The organism is Streptococcus parasanguinis, from assembly GCF_047465465.1.
In the GTDB taxonomy this organism is placed as follows: domain Bacteria; phylum Bacillota; class Bacilli; order Lactobacillales; family Streptococcaceae; genus Streptococcus; species Streptococcus parasanguinis_AI.
Window position 1 is genome coordinate 197,753 of sequence record NZ_JASGZU010000003.1, and the last position, 20,152, is coordinate 217,904.

The following is a 20,152-nucleotide window of genomic DNA, read 5'->3' on the forward strand; positions in this document are numbered from 1 at the left end:
TCAGCGTAGTAGAGCCCACTCAACCACTGCGTCTTGCTCGACAATCGAAAAACAATTAAGAGGCTAGGACTTTTGTCCCAGCCTCTTTTTTATATGATCCGCACATGCGAACGATTAGTTATTAGAAATCTTGCGTTTCAAGATGACGGCTCCTGATAGGATAGCAACACCGATCAAGATGACACCAGTAGCGACTGCTTCACCTGTTTTTGGCAGGAATGTCTTGCGACCTCCGTTTGAAGTTGTGGTGCCAGAATCACCTGGATTACCAGGTTTGGTCGTATTCGTTGTTGGCCCCTCTGGAGTGGTTGTCGTAGTCGGCGTAGGCACTGGTTTTTCAGACGTAGTTGTAGTCGTCGTTGTAGTTGTAGTTGTAGTGGTTGTCGGCGTAGGTTTTGGACCTTCTGTCGTCGTTGTTGTAGTTGTTGGCTCTTGAGTCGTAGTCGTCGTTGTTGTAGGTTCTTCAGTTGTCGTTGAAGTTGTTGTTGACTCTGGAGTTGTTGTAGTGGTAGTAGGAGTAGGTTCCTCAGTTGTTGTCGTAGTCGTCGTCGGCTCTTGAGTCGTCGTCGTAGTGGTTGTTGGCTCTTGAGTCGTAGTAGACGTAGTTGTCGTAGTGGTCGTTGTAGTGGTTGTAGTTGTTTCTTCCTTCGGATTCACAATCGTTTTGGTTACTGAATGGTCTGCTCCAAAATCTTCAACATTAACCACAGTATCCGCTTCTTTGATGATATGACCTGAAGGGGCTTCGATTTCAGTTAAGATATATTTATCTTTTAAGAGTTTTCCAACAGCAATATTACCATTTTCGTCTGATTCAAACTCACCGATAACTTGATTATTCGCTTGACGAACAACTCTAAACTTAGCACCTTTAAGTGGTTGATTCGCATCATCTACTTTATGGATATTGATTGAGTAAACATAACCAACACCAGCACCACCAGCAATTTGAACAGCAGCAGCATTAGTTACATTTTTACTTTCAATACCTAGACCTTTAAGAGTTGCTTCATTTTTCAAGACTTCTCCGTCGGCAGGATCATAATTTAAACGAACTTTATAATTAATACGATACTGATCTTGATCTGTAATGTCACCTAAATCAATAACAAATGATTGACCATCTTCGCTAATTGTAATCTTATGCTGGTCTGTTACATCAACTCTATCAGAGAATACCCATTCACCAGTATCATATGAGAATTTACCTTTAATAATCTTAATGCTATCTTTTACGTAAGAAGCATTTGTAAATTGCAAGTGGTCCTCAATCGTTACACCTTTGATGTTTTGTTTTGTACGATTGACTGAAATAGTGTATTGGACCTCTCTTTTATCACCTTCATTAACCCAACTAGTCTTTGTTAAAAGATAAGGATTACCATCGCCAATACCAGTAAATGATACTTTACCACCAACTTTTGTTTCTTTGTTAATGGTGATTTCTATCGGAATTTCACCTTTTTGTGGGTGTTTTTTGAAATCTATACGAGCATAGAAGAAGAAATTTCCACTTGTATCTGAGTGTTTTTCAACATAATCTGTATAGGTAATTGTAATGGATTTATTGTCTGGGTTTACATCAGCATTCGCTATGATTTCATTTGTATTGATATCACGAATTTTAAAGGAAGCTGAAGTAATCATTAAAGCATCTGGAACTGTAACTACAGTTGAATCTCCTGCTTTAACATTCTTTCCAGACAAATCGTAATCAGCGTTAATTCGGAATGTTGCCCATTGTTGTAATTCCCAATCAAGGTTGCCACCTTCATTATTGGTAACTTTGATATTTTTGATCGTATCGACCAATTTTCCGCTAACGGTCACTCCAGGAGATTCTGCTGAAGTGCGATTTAGACCTAAAGCGAAAAGCATGGCGACTAAACAAAGGACAAATGAGAAAATTTTAATATTTCTATTCTTCATCTTATCTTCCCTTTTCATAAAAAATTAGTGCCTAGTTATCAATGCCTGATTACTCTTAAAGATAGGAACGTCCAAATCCTATCTGTTGGTAATAAGAATTGAGTGCTGAGACACGACCTCCATAAAATTATTTTATAGGGTAAAATATTTTACTTTTAAAATTATTCCCTACAAAGGGAATTATAGCAAAAATAATGAGTAGCTTCAAGCTAAAATTGATGAAATGAGGCAGGAATTACGGACTTTTAAGATATTTCATCAACTTTTGTTCTCTTTCAGAAAATAACCACGAAAATACCAACCGATTTACAAAAAAGAAGGACGGAAAAGTAAGTTTTTATTGAAAGAATACGAATAGTAGAATTGAGGAGACGCTAGGGCAAAGTGATGGTATAATAGAAGAGATAGAAACATTTTAGAATGAAAGAGGAATTATGATGACAAAAATTCGTGGATTTGAACTTGTATCAAGCTATACCAATCAGGACTTGCTGCCAAAACGGGAGACGGCCCATGCGGCTGGCTATGATTTGAAGGTAGCCGAGCGCACAGTGATTGCACCAGGAGAAATCGTCCTCGTTCCAACTGGGGTCAAGGCCTATATGCAAGCGGGTGAGGTGCTCTATCTCTACGACCGTTCTTCTAACCCTCGCAAAAAAGGCCTGGTCTTGATTAACTCTGTGGGTGTTATTGATGGAGACTACTATGGCAATCCAGGAAATGAAGGCCATATCTTTGCTCAGATGAAAAATATTACGGACCAAGAAGTCGTCCTTGAAGTTGGGGAACGCGTGGTTCAAGCTGTTTTTGCACCATTTTTAATCGCAGATGGAGATGAAGCAGACGGAGTTCGTACTGGTGGATTTGGAAGCACAGGGCACTAAGATGAAGATTATCTTTGTCCGTCATGGGGAGCCAGATTATAGTATGCTTGATAAACTTGAAAATCCGCAACTCTATAGTGGTTTTGGTCGTGATTTAGCACCATTGACAGGAAAAGGTCGCAGTCTGGCAAAAGAAGTTGCTAAAACCGCATGTTTTGGAAAGGCAGAGATTATTATTTCATCGTCTGTGACGAGGGCTTTAGAAACAGCACATTATATAGCAGTTGAAACAGGATTGGACTTATTTGTGGAGCCGTTTTTTCATGAGTGGCGTCCAGACTTAGATGGCACTAACTCTGATTTAACTAGTGTATTGGTAGCTCATGAATATTATCTAAAACATCAAGGAGGTTTATCTGAAGATTCTCCTTATCGCTATGAAACTGATCTAGAGATGCGTCATCGTTTTTTAAGAGCTTTGGAAAAATATAAAAATTATAAAACTATTATCATTGTAACTCACGGAATGCTCATGCGCCAGTTTGTGCCAAATGAGAAGATTGATTTTTGTCAAGTGATTGAGTGTGAGATAGAGATTTAGAAAGAGGTTTATCATCGCTAAGAAAAAAACGACATTTATTTGTCAAAATTGTGCCTACAATTCATCCAAATACCTAGGGCGCTGTCCCAACTGTGGTTCTTGGTCTTCTTTTGTTGAGGAGGTTGAGGTTGCAGAGGTCAAGAATGCGTGTGTGTCCTTGACGGGGGGGAAAAGACAGAAAGAAGAAATTTGCGACCGGCTTGCTGCTTGTATCTTCTCGTATCTTTGAGAAGCGTCGGGCTTCTTGCTTTAATAATCCAGATTTAAAAGATTTTTTAGAGGAAAACGGTGCTAAAAGCATAGAGTTTATAGGGGTAGATGGCAATGGCTGTGTTAAGGCTTCCGTTTTGGCAGCTACCAAGGAGAATTAATAGTTTTATGGGGATCTTAATATGAAAATTATTTTTATCCGTCACGGGGAGCCAAATTACCGTGAGTTAGAGGAGCGTTCCTATACTGGATTCGGGATTAGATTTGGCACCCTTATCTGAGAAAGGAAGACAACAAGCTCAGGAACTTTGCAAAAATCCTTTGTTTGGCTCAGCTGATATCCTGGTGTCTTCTGCAGTGACGCGAGCTTTAGAAACGGCTTTTTATGTATCCTGTGCTACTGGCCTTCCTTTGAGGGTAGAGCCATTATTGCATGAATGGCAGGTTTATGAAACAGGTATAGAGAACTTTGAAACAGCTAGATGTCTGTTTTTAGAAAACAAGGGGGAGTTGCTCCCAAATTCTCCTGTTCAATATGAGACAGCTGTAGAGATGAAGTCTCGTTTTCTAGAATGCATGGCTAAGTATCGGGAACATCAAACTGTGGTAGTTGTAGCCCATCGCATGCTCATGCGCCAGTTTGTGCCAAATGAGAAGATTGATTTTTGCCAAGTGATTGAGTGTGAGATAGAGATTTAGAAAGAGGTTTATCATCGCTAAGAAAAAAACGACATTTATTTGTCAAAATTGTGCCTATAATTCACCCAAATACCTAGGGCGCTGTCCTAACTGTGGTTCTTGGTCTTCCTTTGTGGAGGAAGTCGAAGTTGCAGAAGTTAAGAATGCCCGGGTATCCTTGACAGGTGAAAAGACCAAACCCATGAAATTGGCGGATGTGACCTCCATCAATGTCCATCGTACCAAGACCGAGATGGAAGAATTTAACCGCGTCCTTGGGGGCGGTGTGGTCCCAGGAAGTCTGGTCCTCATCGGTGGTGATCCAGGGATTGGGAAATCGACCCTCCTCCTTCAAGTCTCAACTCAACTATCTCAAGTGGGAACGGTTCTCTACGTTAGTGGCGAGGAGTCTGCCCAGCAGATCAAGTTACGGGCAGAGCGCTTGGGGGATATCGACAGTGAGTTTTATCTCTATGCCGAGACCAATATGCAAAGCGTGCGAGCAGAAGTGGAACGCATCCAACCAGACTTTCTTATCATCGACTCTATTCAGACCATTATGTCTCCTGAGATTTCAGGGGTCCAGGGATCGGTTTCTCAGGTGCGGGAAGTGACGGCAGAGCTCATGCAGTTGGCCAAAACCAATAACATCGCCATCTTCATCGTCGGGCACGTAACAAAGGAAGGAACCTTGGCAGGTCCTCGGATGCTGGAACATATGGTGGATACGGTCCTCTACTTTGAGGGCGAACGCCACCATACCTTCCGAATTCTGAGAGCAGTCAAGAACCGCTTTGGCTCCACCAATGAGATTGGGATCTTCGAGATGCAATCAGGTGGGCTGGTCGAAGTTCTTAATCCGAGTCAAGTTTTCCTAGAAGAGCGTTTAGACGGTGCGACTGGTTCGTCCATCGTAGTGACCATGGAAGGGACACGTCCAATTCTTGCTGAAGTGCAGGCCTTGGTGACACCGACCATGTTTGGAAATGCCAAGCGGACGACAACGGGGCTTGATTTTAATCGAGCTAGTCTCATCATGGCAGTGCTAGAAAAACGAGCGGGTTTGCTCCTTCAAAATCAGGATGCCTACCTCAAGTCTGCAGGTGGTGTCAAGTTGGATGAGCCAGCTATCGACCTAGCCGTAGCCGTAGCCATTGCTTCCAGCTACAAGGACAAGCCAACCAACCCGCAAGAGTGTTTCGTTGGAGAGTTGGGCTTGACCGGAGAAGTCCGCAGAGTCAATCGGATCGAACAACGGATCAATGAAGCTGCTAAGCTCGGTTTCACCAAGATTTATGTACCTAAAAATTCTCTGACGGGGATCACGACACCTTCAGGTATCCAAGTGGTCGGTGTGAGTACACTGTCTGAAGTCTTGAAGAAAGTATTTTAATAGAAGAAAAGAGGCTGGGACAAAAGTCCTAGCCTCTCAATTGTTTTTGGATTATCGAGCAAGACGCAGTGGTTGAGTGGGCTCTACTACGCTGATTTCATCAGCTTTTACAGCCCTGCTCAACTGTGCGGAGGTGGGACGACGAAATCGAATTCTAACGAATTACCGATTTCTGTCCCACTCTCTTTTTTCAGATGTGACAGATGACGGGAGATCCTCTCTGACAGAAATAGTGAGATGTGGTAAAATAATAGATGATTTGAATTTCAAAGGAATAAAGGAGAGACCATGTCTTATTTTGATAATTTTTTAACAGCTAACCAAGCTTATGTGGCGTTGCATGGAGACCTCCGTCTTCCGATTAAGCCCAAAACACAAGTCGCCATCGTGACCTGTATGGATTCCCGCCTTCACGTGGCACCAGCACTGGGCCTGGCTCTTGGAGATGCCCATATTTTGCGGAATGCTGGAGGGCGCGTGACAGATGACATGATCCGCTCCTTGGTTATTTCCCAGCAACAGATGGGAACCCGCGAAATCGTCGTCTTGCACCATACAGACTGTGGCGCACAAACCTTTGAAAACGAAGGTTTCCGGCAGCATCTCAAGAAAGAACTGGGAGTGGATGTGGGAGATCGTGATTTCCTTCCCTTTCAAGACATTGAAGAGAGTGTCCGTGAAGATATGGAGCTTTTAAAAGCTTCCCCTTTGATTCCAGATGATGTAGTGATTTCAGGAGCTGTGTATGATGTGGATACTGGTTTGATTTCAGAAGTGAAATAAACATAGAGAAGAGTATAGGAAGACAGAATAATCACTGTTTTCCCGTATTCTTTTTTTAGTGTAAAAAAAGTGAACCGGATAGGAAGAAATGTGACAATTTAGCACAAATTATTAAAAAATATGTGGTATAATATGACATTTTAACAAGAATATTACAAATTAATTTCAACAGATTGACTCTCGATGTCAAGGATGTTACAATTTTATTTGTATCATGGAATCATGAAATATGAAAAAGGAGATCCTATAAATGAAGGATGTATTTAATAAGCGTCAGCGCTTTTCATTGCGAAAATATAGCGTTGGGGTTTGTTCAGTTCTTTTAGGAACGGCACTCTTTGCTGCAGGAGCTCAATCTGCGTCAGCGGATGAAGCAACAGCAGCCTCTGAATCTGCAGGAACAACAGCTTCAGGAGCAGCACAACCTGCTACAACAGAGTCAAGTCAAGCAGAAGCACCAGCTGCTTCTAAGGCATACGGGGAAGGGGCATCAGTTCCAAAAATTGACCTTTCTGGAACTACTGCTGCAACTTCAGAAACACCAGCTTCAGCCATTGAAAAAGCTGAGGCAACTGCAACACCAGCCGCTACAGAAAAACAGGTAGCGCCAGCTGAAACTAAAAAAACTGAAGAAGCTTCAAAACCACTAAACGTTGGTTCATTGCCAGAAATCGCTCTACCAACAGCGAAAAAGGTAGAAACCAGCTCTAAACCAGCTTCTACAACAGCGGCTACACCAGCAGCAACAACTGCAACTCGTGCTGCAGCAGGTGAAAGCTCAGAAAGAGCAGCTGCAAGAGAAGAAGCAGCTACACCTGAAACTCCACTAGCTCTTAATCCTACAGTGCAGCCAGCTCCACTTCGTGCTACTGATGTTCATCCAGAAGATCGGACAACAGCTGAGGTTCGTAGTGAAACACTTGACCGTGCAACAACTGATTTGACGAATGCAGGAGCTTTAGCAGTAAGTAGTCGTAGCCGTCGTGGACGTCGTGCCGCTACAGACCACAATAACGAGCCGGTTGCTGTAACAACTTTCCTAAAAGACGGTGAAGTTGCTACACCTGATATGACGGATCCTAACGGTGCAAGTGTTCGTTCACAAACAGTACCATCAGGATATGCTGCTAAAGAAGGCGATGTCTACACCTATAGCATCGTAGACCTCACTCGCTTTAATGAACGTTACAATACAAACTACTACACACGTGCTTACAAGGGATTTAATGATTCTACTGATACTACTGTAGAATTAATTGATAAAAATACAGGTAATGTAGTAGAAACTAGAAAGATTACTGCATCTAGTGGTATTCAAAAATTCACTACTACTGCTACTGCATCTAGAGGAGAATTAACTTGGCAAGTTGATTACGATCCAGGTACAGGAGCTGGTCCTGGTAAAACGGACCAACCATTTATTCAATTTGGTTATGAAGTTGGGGCAAGTATCCAAGCTTTAGTAGCTCCAGGACATAACCTTACTCCGGATGAAAAAAAATTATACGATGATGTTTATGCTGCTCGTACATCAACAGATATTATAAACGTTGTAGAACCAGCTTATAACGGTCGTACGATTACGGATACCAATGCCAAGATTCCAGCAGCAGTTAATAAAACAACTTACTATAAAGTAGTTGATAAAAACAACCCAACATTTAACGCTAATAAAACAGATAAAACTGTTCAAGACTACGTAGCAAATGGTAATGAAGTAGACTTAGCTTCATACACTCTTAAAGCTATGGAAGGTCAAAACTTCACAGCATCTGGAGAGCGTCAATTTGATGGTTACAAATTGTATCAAGCAGCTGATGCAAATGATCAATCAGGTTATGTAAGTCGCCCTTACAAAGTTGGAACTAAATTCATGGACGCTGAGCGTGCAGGAATTAAACGGATTAAAGAAATCGTAGGTGAAGATGGAACTGTAGTGGTTCGTGTTTACTTACTAGATCCAAAACAACAAAGCAAACGTTCTGACGGTACCTTGAGCACTGATGGCTACATGTTGCTAGCAGAAACCAAACCGATTAAACCAGGTGATTATAACAAACAAGAATTAAATGTTAAGAAATCACCTCTTAACACCATTCCTTTCACAGATAGCAAAGGTGTAACCTATGCAAATGGTAAGGAAGTTCCATTTGACTTCCAAAAAGCTGCTGGATATACACCGTATAAGACTGTCTTTGTTCCATTCTTGGGAGACAACATTGGTCACCTTTCTCCAAACGAACAATTGGTTCGTGGAGTAACTGGTATCGGTACCAACGTTGACTTGCTCAACTCATTGACACCGTACAAACAACCTGTTTACTACTATGTCAAACAAAAACCAGTCGAAGTCACTCCAGAAGTTGAAAAACAATTGGAAGGACGTGTACTTGTTGATGGTGAATTCAGCTTCAAGATTAAAGAAGTCAATGAAAACAAATCACTTCCTTCATATGAAGAGACTGTAACTAACAAAAACGGTAAAGCTACATTTAGTAAATTAGCCTTCAACAAAGTTGGTACATACAATTATACAATCACTGAAACACCAGGTTCAGATAAAAACGTCGATTACGATGCAATGACAGTTGCCATGACAGTTACTGTAACTGAAAATGCTCAAGGTGATTTGCAAGCTTCTGTTAAATATAGTGCTGAAGGTGGATTCAAATCAAGCGCGGATGATAAGGTCTTCAACAACTACGTTGTCGCTCCGGTTAAGACCAAGTTTGACTTCAGCAAGGCTCTTGCAGGTCGTGAGTTGAAAGAAGGCGAATTCAGCTTTGTATTGAAAGATTCAACTGGTAAGACCCTTCAAACTAAGACCAATACTAAGGCAGGTGTTGTAGCCTTTGATGATTTGACCTTTGACAATACACAAATTGGTACACATAAGTACACTGTAGAAGAAGTTCAAGGTTCTGAAGCAGGAATGCAATATGATACGATGAAGGCTGAAGTAACAATCACTGTTACGAAAGAAGGTCACGTTCTTAAAGCAACAAATACACTTCCTGCAGATACAGAGTTCAACAATACCTTCACACCTGTTGCTACACAAGCTCAATTCAAGTTCACTAAGAAATTGGAAGGGAAAGAGCTTACGAAGGATGCCTTCACATTTGAATTGCTTGAAAATGGTAATGTCATCCAAACCAAGAAAAATGCGGCTGATGGAACCATCCAATTTGACGCGATTTCTTACGATAAAGAAGGCGCTCATACATACACTGTACGTGAAGTAGCTGGAACAGATACAAACATCGACTACGATGATATGAATGCAGTCGTAAAAGTTAACGTTACGAAAGATGCTGCATCTGGTGTCTTGACTGCTAAGGTTACAATGCCTGAAGATACAGAGTTTAATAACTTTGCAGTAGCTCCAGTTAAGACTCGTTTCGACTTCAGCAAAGCCCTTGCAGGTCGTGAGTTGAAAGATGGCGAATTTACATTTGTATTGAAAGATGCAGATGGTAAGACTCTTCAAACCAAGACCAACAATAAAAAAGGTGTTGTAGCCTTTGATGATTTGACTTTTGACAACACACAAGTTGGTACTCACAAGTACACTGTAGAAGAAGTTCAAGGTTCTGAAGCAGGAATGACTTATGACCCAATGAAAGCTGAAGTAACAATCACTGTTACTAAAGAAGGTCACGTTCTTAAAGCAACAAACACACTTCCTGCAGATACAGAGTTCAACAATACCTTCACACCTGCTGCTACACAAGCTCAATTCAAGTTCACTAAACGCCTTGAAGGTAAAGAACTTACAAAGGATGCCTTCACATTCGAATTGCTTGAAAATGGCAATGTGATCCAAACCAAGAAAAATGCAGCAGATGGATCTATCACATTTGATGCGATTGAATACAACGCTGTAGGTGAACACACTTACACTGTACGTGAAGTAGCTGGCGCAGATACAAACATCGACTACGATTCAATGAATGCAGTCGTAACTGTTAATGTAACCAAAAATGCAGCTACAGGTATCTTGAGCGCAGCTGTTACAATGCCAGAAGACACTGAGTTTAACAACTATGTGGTTTCTCCAGTTGTAACGAAATTTGACTTCACTAAGAAGTTGGCTGGCCGTAAATTGGCTGCAGGCGAATTCAGCTTCGTATTGAAAGATGCGAATGGTGCCGTTGTTGAAACAGTTAAGAATGATGCTGCCGGTAACGTATCCTTCTCTAACTTGTCATTTGACAATACGAAAGTTGGTACACACACTTATACTGTAGAAGAAGTGATTCCTGAAAACAAAGAATTTGGAATGACTTACGACCAAATGAAGGCTACAGTGACTGTTGAAGTTGCCAAGAACGGTCATTCATTGACAACTGTTACAAACGTGACATCAACAGGTGGTAAAGATGCCAATGGTAACGCTACTGATGGTACTCCAGATAAAGAATTCAACAACAAAGTTACTCCTCCAGAAACTCCAAAATTCCAACCAGAAAAATTTGTCGTTTCTAAAGAGAAATATGACATCACTGGTAACAAGTTGATGGATGACGACGATGAGTTGACAAATGAATACACTGAAACAAATGCAGATCCATATGTAGACAAGACAACCAACAACGAACCAGAAAACTTGAATACTAAGACAGTTAAACGTGGTTCTAAATTGGTTTACCAAGTATGGCTTGATACTACGAAATTTACTGAAGCGAACAACATCCAATACGTTGGTGTATCTGATACATACGACGCTGATAAATTGGACGTCAATGCAGCTGACATCAAAGCATACGATTCAGTAACTGGTGCAGAAGTAACCAATAAATTCGACATCAAAGTTGAAAACGGCACCATCACTGCAACTTCTAAAGATGAATTTATCAAAGATAAAGTAAACGCTCCTGTTATCGATACAACTAAGTTCGAATTTGGACGTTACTATAAATTTGATATTCCAGCAACTGTGAAAGAATCTGTTAAAGCTGGTGCTGATATTGAAAATACAGCCAACCAAACAGTTCACGTTTACAACCCAGTAAGCAAGACAGTTGAAAAACCTGAAAAGCCAACACAAAAACGTGTCAACAGTGTTCCAGTTCCAGTGGAAATGAACTTCACGAAACGTTTGGAAGGTCGTGAACTTCAAAAGAACGAATTCGAATTCGTATTGAAGAAAGACGGCGTTGAAGTTGAACGCGTGAAGAATGACGCTGCTGGTAAGATCGTCTTCAAGACTCTTGAATTCGGTCGTGATGATCTTGGTAAGACATACAACTACACAGTTGAAGAAACTCCTGGTACAGATGCAACTGTCAAATACGACACAATGGTTGCGACTGTTAAAGTTGTGGTATCACATGATGGTACTGCTAAAGCGATCGTTGCCAACGTAACAGATGCTGCTGATAAAGAATTCAACAACCGTGTAACACCTCCAGAAGAACCTAAGTTCCAACCAGAGAAATACGTTGTTTCTAAAGAAAAATATGATATCACTGGTGACAAGCTCGTTGACGATGATAGAGAGTTGGCAGACAAGTACGCAGATACCAATGCGAACCCATATGCGGACGATGCATCAAACAACGAAGCAGAAAACTTGAATACCAAGACTGTTGAACGTGGTTCTAAATTGGTTTACCAAGTATGGTTGGATACAACTAAATTTGATGCAGCTAACAAGGACAACATCCAAACAGTTGGTATCTCAGATAACTATGATGAAGCTAAATTAAATCTTAATAAAGCTGACATCAAAGCCTATGACTCTGTAACAGGCGCAGAAGTAACAGATAAATTCGATATCGCTGTCAACAACGGTGTGATCACTGCTAACTTGAAAGCTGGCTTCACGAAGTCACTTGGCGATGCAGAAAACACACAAGTCATCGACACAACTAAATTCGCATTTGGACGTTACTACAAGTTCGACATCCCAACAACAGTGAAAGACGATGTGGTAGCTGGTGCGGATATCGAAAATACTGCGGCTCAAGTTGTAAACTACTACAACCCAACGACTAAGAAAGTTGAAAAACCTGAAAAACCAACTGAAAAACGTGTCAACAATGTTCCAATCTCAGTTGAATTTAACTTCACTAAGAAATTGGAAGGTCGTGAGCTTAAAGCTAACGAATTCACATTCGAGTTGAAAGACAGCGACAATGTTGTGATTGCGACTGCAACCAACGACGCAAGCGGTAACTTCAAGTTTACTCCAGTGGATTACACAAACAAAGCTGGTAAAACTGTCACTGCCCTTAAATACCAGAAGGGTCAAGAAGGTACGTACACGTACACTGTAACAGAGGTGAAAGGTACAGATTCAACTGTCACTTACGATACAATGGCTGCAGTGGTAACTGTTAAAGTCAGTCATGATGGTACTGCGAAAGCTTTGATCACAAACGTGACAGAACCTGCGGATAAAGAATTCAACAACCGTGTCACTCCACCAACAGAACCTAAGTTCCAACCAGAGAAATACGTTGTTTCTAAAGCGAAATTTGATATCACAGGTACGAAGCTCGTTGATGACGATTCTGAATTGACAGATAAATATGGTGAAACAAATACAAATCCATATGTCGATACAACTGCCAACAACGAAGATGAAAACTTGAATACGAAACCAGTTGAACGTGGATCTAAACTTTACTACCAAGTATGGTTGGATACAACTAAGTTTGACGCAAACAACAAAGATAACATCCAAACAGTAGGTATCACAGATAACTACGACAAGGATAAATTGACTGTTAATGCTTCAGATATCAAGGTTTACGATTCAGTTACTGGTGCGGATGTAACAACTAAATTCGATATCGCTGATAACAATGGTGTTCTGACAGCTAACCTTAAGGATGGCTTCACTAAGTCACTTGGCGACGCTGAAAACACTCAAATCATTGATACAACTAAATTCGAATTTGGACGCTACTATAAATTTGATATCCCAGCAACAGTGAAAGACGATGTCGTAGCTGGTGCCGATATTGAAAACAAAGCAGCTCAAGTTGTTAACTACTACAATCCAGTAAGTAAGACTGTTGAAAAACCAAACAAACCAACTGAAAAACGTGTCAACAGTGTTCCAATCTCAGTTGAATTCAACTTCACTAAGAAATTGGAAGGTCGTGAGCTTAAAGCTGGCGAATTTACATTCGAGTTGAAAGACAGCGACAATGTTGTGATTGCAACTGCAACCAACGACAAAGCTGGTAAGATCAAGTTTGCTCCAGTAGAGTACACCAATAAAGCTGGTAAAACTGTCACTGCCCTTAAATACCAGAAGGGTCAAGAAGGTACCTACAAGTACACAGTAGAAGAAGTTAAAGGCTCAGACGCAACCGTTACATACGATACAATGAAAGCTGTCGTTACAGTTGAAGTTCGTCATGATGGTACAGCGAAAGCCTTGATCACAAACGTGACAGATCCTGCTGATAAAGAGTTCAACAATACTGTTCGTCCTCCAGAAGAACCTAAGTTCCAACCAGAGAAATACGTTGTTTCTGAAGAGAAATTCGATATCACAGGTGACAAGCTCGTTGATGACGATAAAGAGTTGGCAGACAAGTACGCAGATACAAATGCGAACCCATATGCGGACGATGCATCAAACAACGAAGAAGAAAACTTGAACACCAAGACTGTGAAACGTGGCGACAAGTTGGTTTACCAAGTATGGTTGGATACAACTAAATTCGACGCATCTAACAAAGACAACATCCAATCAGTAGGAATCTCAGATGACTACGATGAAGCTAAGTTGGAACTTGATTCTACTAAGATCAAAGCTTACGATTCAGTAACAGGCGCAGAAGTAACAGATAAATTCGATATCGCTGTGAACAACGGTGTGATTACTGCAACCCTTAAAGATGGCTTCACTAAGTCACTTGGCGACGCAGAAAACACACAAGTTATTGACACAACTAAATTCGCATTTGGACGTTACTACAAGTTCGACATCCCAACAACAGTGAAAGCTGATGTACCTGGTGGTGTGGATATTGAAAATACTGCGGCTCAAGTTGTAAACTACTACAACCCAACAACTAAGAAGGTTGAAAAACCAAGCAAACCAACTGAAAAACGTGTAAACAACGTTCCAGTTGAAGTAGAATTCAACTTCACTAAACGCTTGGAAGGCCGTGAGCTTAAAGCTAACGAATTCAGCTTCGTGCTTAAAGATTCAGAAGGTAAGACTCTTGAAACTGTTAAGAACGATGCCTCAGGTAACGTTAAGTTCTCTAAACTTGAATTCAAGAAAGGTCAAGAAGGCGTTCACAACTACACAGTAGAAGAAGTTAAAGGCTCAGACGCAACCGTTACATACGACACAATGAAAGCGAATGTAACAGTTACAGTGAAACATGATGGTACTGCTAAAGTTCTAATCGCGACTGTAGGCGACATTGCGGATAAAGAATTTAACAACCGTGTGACTCCTCCAGAAGAACCTAAGTTCAATCCTGAAAAATATGTTGTTTCTGAAGCGAAATTTGATGTAACAGGTACAAAACTCGTTGATGATGACAAAGAATTGGCTAATAAGGTTGCGGATACAAACGCTAACCCATATGCGGACGATGCATCAAACAACGAAGAAGAAAACTTGAACACCAAGACTGTGAAACGTGGCCAAAAACTTTACTACCAAGTATGGCTTGACACTACTCAATTTGATGCAGCTAACAAGGATAACATCCAAACAGTTGGTATCACAGATGACTTCGATGAAACTAAGTTGACTGTGAATGCTTCAGACATCAAGGCATACGATTCAGTATCAGGTGCGGATGTTACATCTAAGTTTGATATCTCAATCTCTAACGGTGTAATCACAGCTAACCTCAAAGATGGCTTCACTAAGTCACTTGGTGATGCTGAAAACACTCAAATCATCGACACTACTAAGTTCGAGTTTGGACGCTACTATAAATTTGACATTCCAGCAACTGTGAACGTAGACGTTCCTGGCGGTGTAGATATTGAAAATACTGCGGCTCAAGTAGTTAACTACTACAACCCAACAACTAAGAAAGTTGAAAAACCAAGCAAACCAACTGAAAAACGTGTAAACAACGTTCCAGTTGAAGTAGAATTCAACTTCACTAAACGCTTGGAAGGCCGTGAACTGAAAGCTAACGAATTCAGCTTCGTGCTTAAAGATTCAGAAGGTAAGACTCTTGAAACTGTAAGCAATGATGCATCTGGTAACGTTAAGTTCAAAGCTCTTGAATTCAAGAAGGGTCAAGAAGGCGTACACAACTACACTGTAGAAGAAGTTAAAGGCTCAGACGCAACCGTTACATACGACACAATGAAAGCGAATGTAACAGTCACAGTGAAACACGATGGTACTGCTAAAGTTCTGATCGCGACTGTAGGCGACATTGCGGATAAAGAATTTAACAACCGTGTGACTCCTCCAGAAGAACCTAAGTTCCAACCAGAGAAATACGTTGTTTCTGAAGAGAAATTCGATATCACAGGTGACAAACTCGTTGATGACGATAAAGAGTTGGCAGACAAGTACGCAGATACCAATGCGAACCCATATGCGGACGATGCATCAAACAACGAAAAACAAAACTTGAATACCAAGACTGTGAAACGTGGCGACAAGTTGGTTTACCAAGTATGGTTGGATACAACTAAATTCGACGCATCTAACAAGGACAACATCCAATCAGTAGGAATCTCAGATGACTACGATGAAACTAAGTTGGAACTTGATTCTACTAAGATCAAAGCTTACGATTCAGTAACAGGTGCAGAAGTAACAGATAAATTCGATATCGCTGTGAACAACGGTGTGATTACTGCAACCCTTAAAGATGGCTTCACTAAGTCACTTGGCGACGCAGAAAACACACAAGTGATCGACACAACTAAATTCGAATTCGGCCGTTACTACAAGTTCGACATCCCAACAACAGTGAAAGCTGATGTACCTGGTGGTGTGGATATTGAAAATACTGCGGCTCAAGTTGTCAACTACTACAACCCAACAACTAAGAAAGTTGAAAAACCAAGCAAACCAACTGAAAAACGTGTAAATAATGTTCCAGTTGAAGTGGAATTCAACTTCACTAAACGCTTGGAAGGCCGTGAGCTTAAAGCTAACGAGTTCAGCTTCGTGCTTAAAGATTCAGAAGGTAAGACTCTTGAAACTGTAAGCAATGATGCATCTGGTAACGTTAAGTTCAAAGCTCTTGAATTCAAGAAGGGTGACGAAGGTGTTCACAACTACACTGTAGAAGAAGTTAAAGGAAGCGACGCAACCGTTACATACGACACAATGAAAGCGAATGTAATAGTCACAGTGAAACACGACGGAACAGCTAAAGTTCTTATCGCGACTGTAGGCGACATTGCGGATAAAGAATTTAACAACCGTGTGACTCCTCCAGAAACTCCAGAATTCAATCCAGAAAAATATGTTCTGAACGAAAAAGAATTTGATTTAACTGGAACTTCATTATTAGATGATGATAAAGAGTTGGCAGACAAGGTCGCAGATACCAATGCGAACCCATATGCGGACGATGCATCTAATAACGAAAAAGCGAATATCAATACTAAATCAGTTAAACCAGGTCAAAAACTTGTTTACCAAGTATGGTTGGATACAACTAAATTTGACGCAAACAACAAAGACCATATCCAATCAGTAGGAATCTCAGATGACTACGATGAGGCTAAAGTTGATGTTGATGGTTCAGAAATCAAAGCTTATGATGGTAAGACTGGTGCGGATGTAACAGCTAAATTCGATATCACTGTGAACAACGGTGTGATTACTGCAACCCTTAAAGATGGCTTCACGAAGTCACTTGGAGATGCGGAAAACACACAAGTGATTGACACAACTAAATTCGAATTCGGACGTTACTACAAGTTTGATATCCCAGCTACAGTGAAAGCTGACGTTGCAGGTGGAGTAGACATCGAAAATACTGCGGCTCAAGTTGTAAACTACTACAACCCAACTACTAAGAAAGTTGAAAAACCAAACAAACCAACTGAAAAACGTGTCAACAGCGTGCCAGTTGAAGTGGAATTCAACTTTACTAAACGTATGGAAGGCCGTGAGCTTAAAGCCAATGAATTCAGCTTCGTGCTTAAAGATTCAGAAGGTAAGACTCTTGAAACTGTTAAGAACGATGCCTCAGGTAACGTTAAGTTCTCTAAACTTGAATTCAAGAAAGGTCAAGAAGGCGTACACAACTACACAGTAGAAGAAGTTAAAGGAAGCGATGCAACCGTTACATACGACACAATGAAAGCAAATGTAACAGTCACAGTTTCACACGACGGAAAAGCTAAAGTTCTGATCGCGAAAGTTGGCGACATTGCGGATAAAGAATTTAACAACAAGGTGACTCCTCCAGAAACTCCAGAGTTCAACCCAGAGAAATACATCTTGAACGCTGAGAAATTCGACCTTACTGGTAAATCACTTCTTGATGATGATAAAGAATTGGCAGACAAGGTTGCGGAAACAAACGCAAATCCTTACGCTGATAAGGCTGACAATAATGAAGCAGCAAACATCAATACTAAGACAGTGAAACGTGGTGATAAGGTTGTTTACCAAGTATGGTTGGATACAACGAAATTCACTGAAGCGCACAACATCCAATCTGTTGGTGTTACTGATGACTACGAAGAAGACAAGCTTGACATCAATGTTGCAAACATCAAAGCTTACGACTCTGTAACAGGCGAAGATGTAACAGCTAAATTTGATATCAAGGTTGAAAACGGTGTGATCTCTGCAACTTCTAAAGCGGACTTGACTAAGTCACTTGGAGACGCAGAAAATACTCCAGTGATCGACACAACTAAGTTTGCGTTTGGACGTTACTACAAGTTCGACATCCCAGCAACAGTGAAAGATACTGTTAAGGGTGGTGCGGATATTGAAAACACTGCAGCTCAAATCGTTCACCAATACGATCCAACAAGCAAGACAGTGAAGAAACCAAACAAACCAACTGAAAAACGTGTTGTGAACATCCCTGTTTCAGTAGAATTCAACTTCACGAAACGTTTGGAAGGCCGTGAGCTTAAAGCTAACGAATTCAGCTTTGTACTTAAAGATTCAACAGGTAAAGTTGTTGAAACAGTTAAGAACGATGCATCTGGTAACGTTAAGTTCTCAGCTCTTGAATTCAAGAAAGGTCAAGAAGGAACTTACAACTACACTGTAGAAGAAGTCAAAGGAACTGATACAACCGTTACTTATGACACGATGAAAGCAGTTGTAACAGTTGAAGTTTCTCATGATGGAACAGCGAAAGCTCTCCTTACTAAGGTAACGGATCCATCAGACAAAGAATTCAATAACACTGTTCGCCCACCTGAAACTCCAGAATTCAACCCAGAGAAATACATCTTGAACGAATCTAAATTCGATCTTACAGGTGTGAAACTTCTCGACGATGATGACGAGTTGAAGAATAAAGTTGCGGACACAAATGCAAATCCTTACGTTGATAAGACTGATAACAACGAAGCTCAAAATATCAATACGAAGACACTCAAGAAAGGTGATAAAGTATACTACCAAGTATGGTTGGATACAACTAAATTCACTGAAGCACACAATATTCAATCTGTTGGTGTGACAGATAAATATGACAGTGCAAACTTGACTGTCAACGGAGCTGATATTAAGGCATACGACTCTGTAACAGGAGAAGATGTAACAGCTAAGTTTGATATCAAGGTTGAAAACGGTGTGATTACTGCAACATCTAAAGCAGACTTGACTAAGTCACTTGGCGATGCAGAAAATACACAAGTTATCGACACAACTAAGTTGGCCTTTGGACGTTACTACAAGTTTGAAATTCCTGCAGAAATTAAACAATCTGCTCAAGATGGTGTGGACATTGAAAATACAGCTTCACAAATCGTACACCAATACGATCCAACTAAGAAGACTGTAGAAAAACCAGAAAAACCAACTGAAAAACGTGTAGTCAACATTCCAGTTAAGGTTCAATTCCAATTCACTAAGAAATTGGAAGGTCGTGCATTGAAGGCTGGTGAATTCAGCTTCGTTCTTAAGGACGAAAAAGGAAATGTGATCGAAACCGTAACCAATGATGCGGCTGGTAAGATCACCTTCTCAAATCTTGAATTCAAACGTGGTGAAGAAGGAACTCATCTCTACCATGTAGAAGAAATCCGTGGCACAGATTCTAGCATCGAATACGATAAGATGGTTGCCACTGTGGGTATTATGATTAACAAAGACGGTAAAGTATTGACGGCTATTACTCAGTTGCCAGAAGATACAGAGTTTAACAACACTGTTATTCCGCCAACAACACCGCCAACAACACCGCCAAATACACCACCAACAACACCACCGAATACACCACCGACAACACCGCCGACAACGCCACCAACACCACCAACACCGCCAACACCACCAACACCGCCAACACCACCAACGCCACCAACACCTACAACTCCTCCAGCTCCAGCACTTCCTGAAACTGGTGAAGAACAATCAGCATCTGCTGCATTGTTAGGTGCTGCACTTGGTATGGTTGGCCTTGCGGGACTTGCAAAACGCAAAAAACGCGAAGACTAAAATTGAGGTGACATCAGCAAACTTGTTGATGAGGTGACAATTTTAGATCCAACAGGAAGAGGCTTTGCTCGAAAGAGCAAGGCCTCTTTGTTTGGTATTGGAAACTTAGAAAAACATGCATAAATGTGATGAAAAAGTTT

Annotated in this window: 6 protein-coding genes and 3 pseudogenes; 8 read left to right on the forward strand and 1 reads right to left on the reverse strand. The window is 41.0% G+C overall.

The genetic code is table 11. The features are described 5' to 3' along the window. Positions 1-114: 114 nt before the first annotated feature. Complete coding sequence (locus QM351_RS07080) at positions 115-1,929, reverse strand: Ig-like domain-containing protein (RefSeq protein ID WP_414327084.1); 1,815 nt, start codon at positions 1,927-1,929, stop codon at positions 115-117. A gap of 437 nt (positions 1,930-2,366) precedes the next feature. Between QM351_RS07080 and QM351_RS07085 the strand changes: the two genes are divergently transcribed. From QM351_RS07085 to QM351_RS07120, 8 genes and pseudogenes are all read left to right on the forward strand, one after another. Then, on the forward strand, positions 2,367-2,813 hold the full coding sequence (locus tag QM351_RS07085; RefSeq protein WP_009731797.1) for a dUTP diphosphatase: 447 nt from the start codon (positions 2,367-2,369) through the stop codon (positions 2,811-2,813). A 1-nt stretch (position 2,814) separates the two neighbouring features. Continuing rightward, entirely contained in the window at positions 2,815-3,354 is a 540-nt protein-coding gene (locus QM351_RS07090; protein ID WP_223141548.1) for a histidine phosphatase family protein, read from the forward strand. A gap of 10 nt (positions 3,355-3,364) precedes the next feature. Then, positions 3,365-3,526 (forward strand): annotated as a pseudogene (locus QM351_RS07095) (DNA repair protein RadA); the annotation flags it as partial. Beyond that, positions 3,525-3,722: pseudogene (locus tag QM351_RS07100) on the forward strand (isochorismatase family protein); the annotation flags it as partial. The pseudogenes QM351_RS07095 and QM351_RS07100, both read left to right, overlap by 2 nt. A gap of 24 nt (positions 3,723-3,746) precedes the next feature. Beyond that, positions 3,747-4,263, forward strand: a pseudogene (locus QM351_RS07105) (histidine phosphatase family protein). A gap of 10 nt (positions 4,264-4,273) precedes the next feature. Then, positions 4,274-5,635, forward strand: coding sequence for a DNA repair protein RadA (radA, locus tag QM351_RS07110; RefSeq protein WP_414327112.1), 1,362 nt, complete (start codon positions 4,274-4,276; stop codon positions 5,633-5,635). A gap of 288 nt (positions 5,636-5,923) precedes the next feature. Beyond that, positions 5,924-6,418, forward strand: a complete 495-nt coding sequence (locus QM351_RS07115) for a beta-class carbonic anhydrase (protein ID WP_414327085.1) — start codon at positions 5,924-5,926, stop codon at positions 6,416-6,418. Positions 6,419-6,668: 250 nt separating this feature from the next. Continuing rightward, on the forward strand, positions 6,669-20,012 hold the full coding sequence (locus tag QM351_RS07120) for an SspB-related isopeptide-forming adhesin (RefSeq protein WP_414327086.1): 13,344 nt from the start codon (positions 6,669-6,671) through the stop codon (positions 20,010-20,012). Positions 20,013-20,152 lie beyond the last annotated feature (140 nt).

Excerpts from the sequence above, each read along its gene's own strand:
- QM351_RS07080 (WP_414327084.1), bottom strand. The coding sequence starts at position 1,929 with ATGAAGAATAGAAATATTAAAATTTTCTCATTTGTCCTTTGTTTAGTC.
- QM351_RS07085 (WP_009731797.1), top strand. The coding sequence starts at position 2,367 with ATGACAAAAATTCGTGGATTTGAACTTGTATCAAGCTATACCAATCAG.
- QM351_RS07090 (WP_223141548.1), top strand. The coding sequence starts at position 2,815 with ATGAAGATTATCTTTGTCCGTCATGGGGAGCCAGATTATAGTATGCTT.
- QM351_RS07115 (WP_414327085.1), top strand. The coding sequence starts at position 5,924 with ATGTCTTATTTTGATAATTTTTTAACAGCTAACCAAGCTTATGTGGCG.
- QM351_RS07120 (WP_414327086.1), top strand. The coding sequence starts at position 6,669 with ATGAAGGATGTATTTAATAAGCGTCAGCGCTTTTCATTGCGAAAATAT.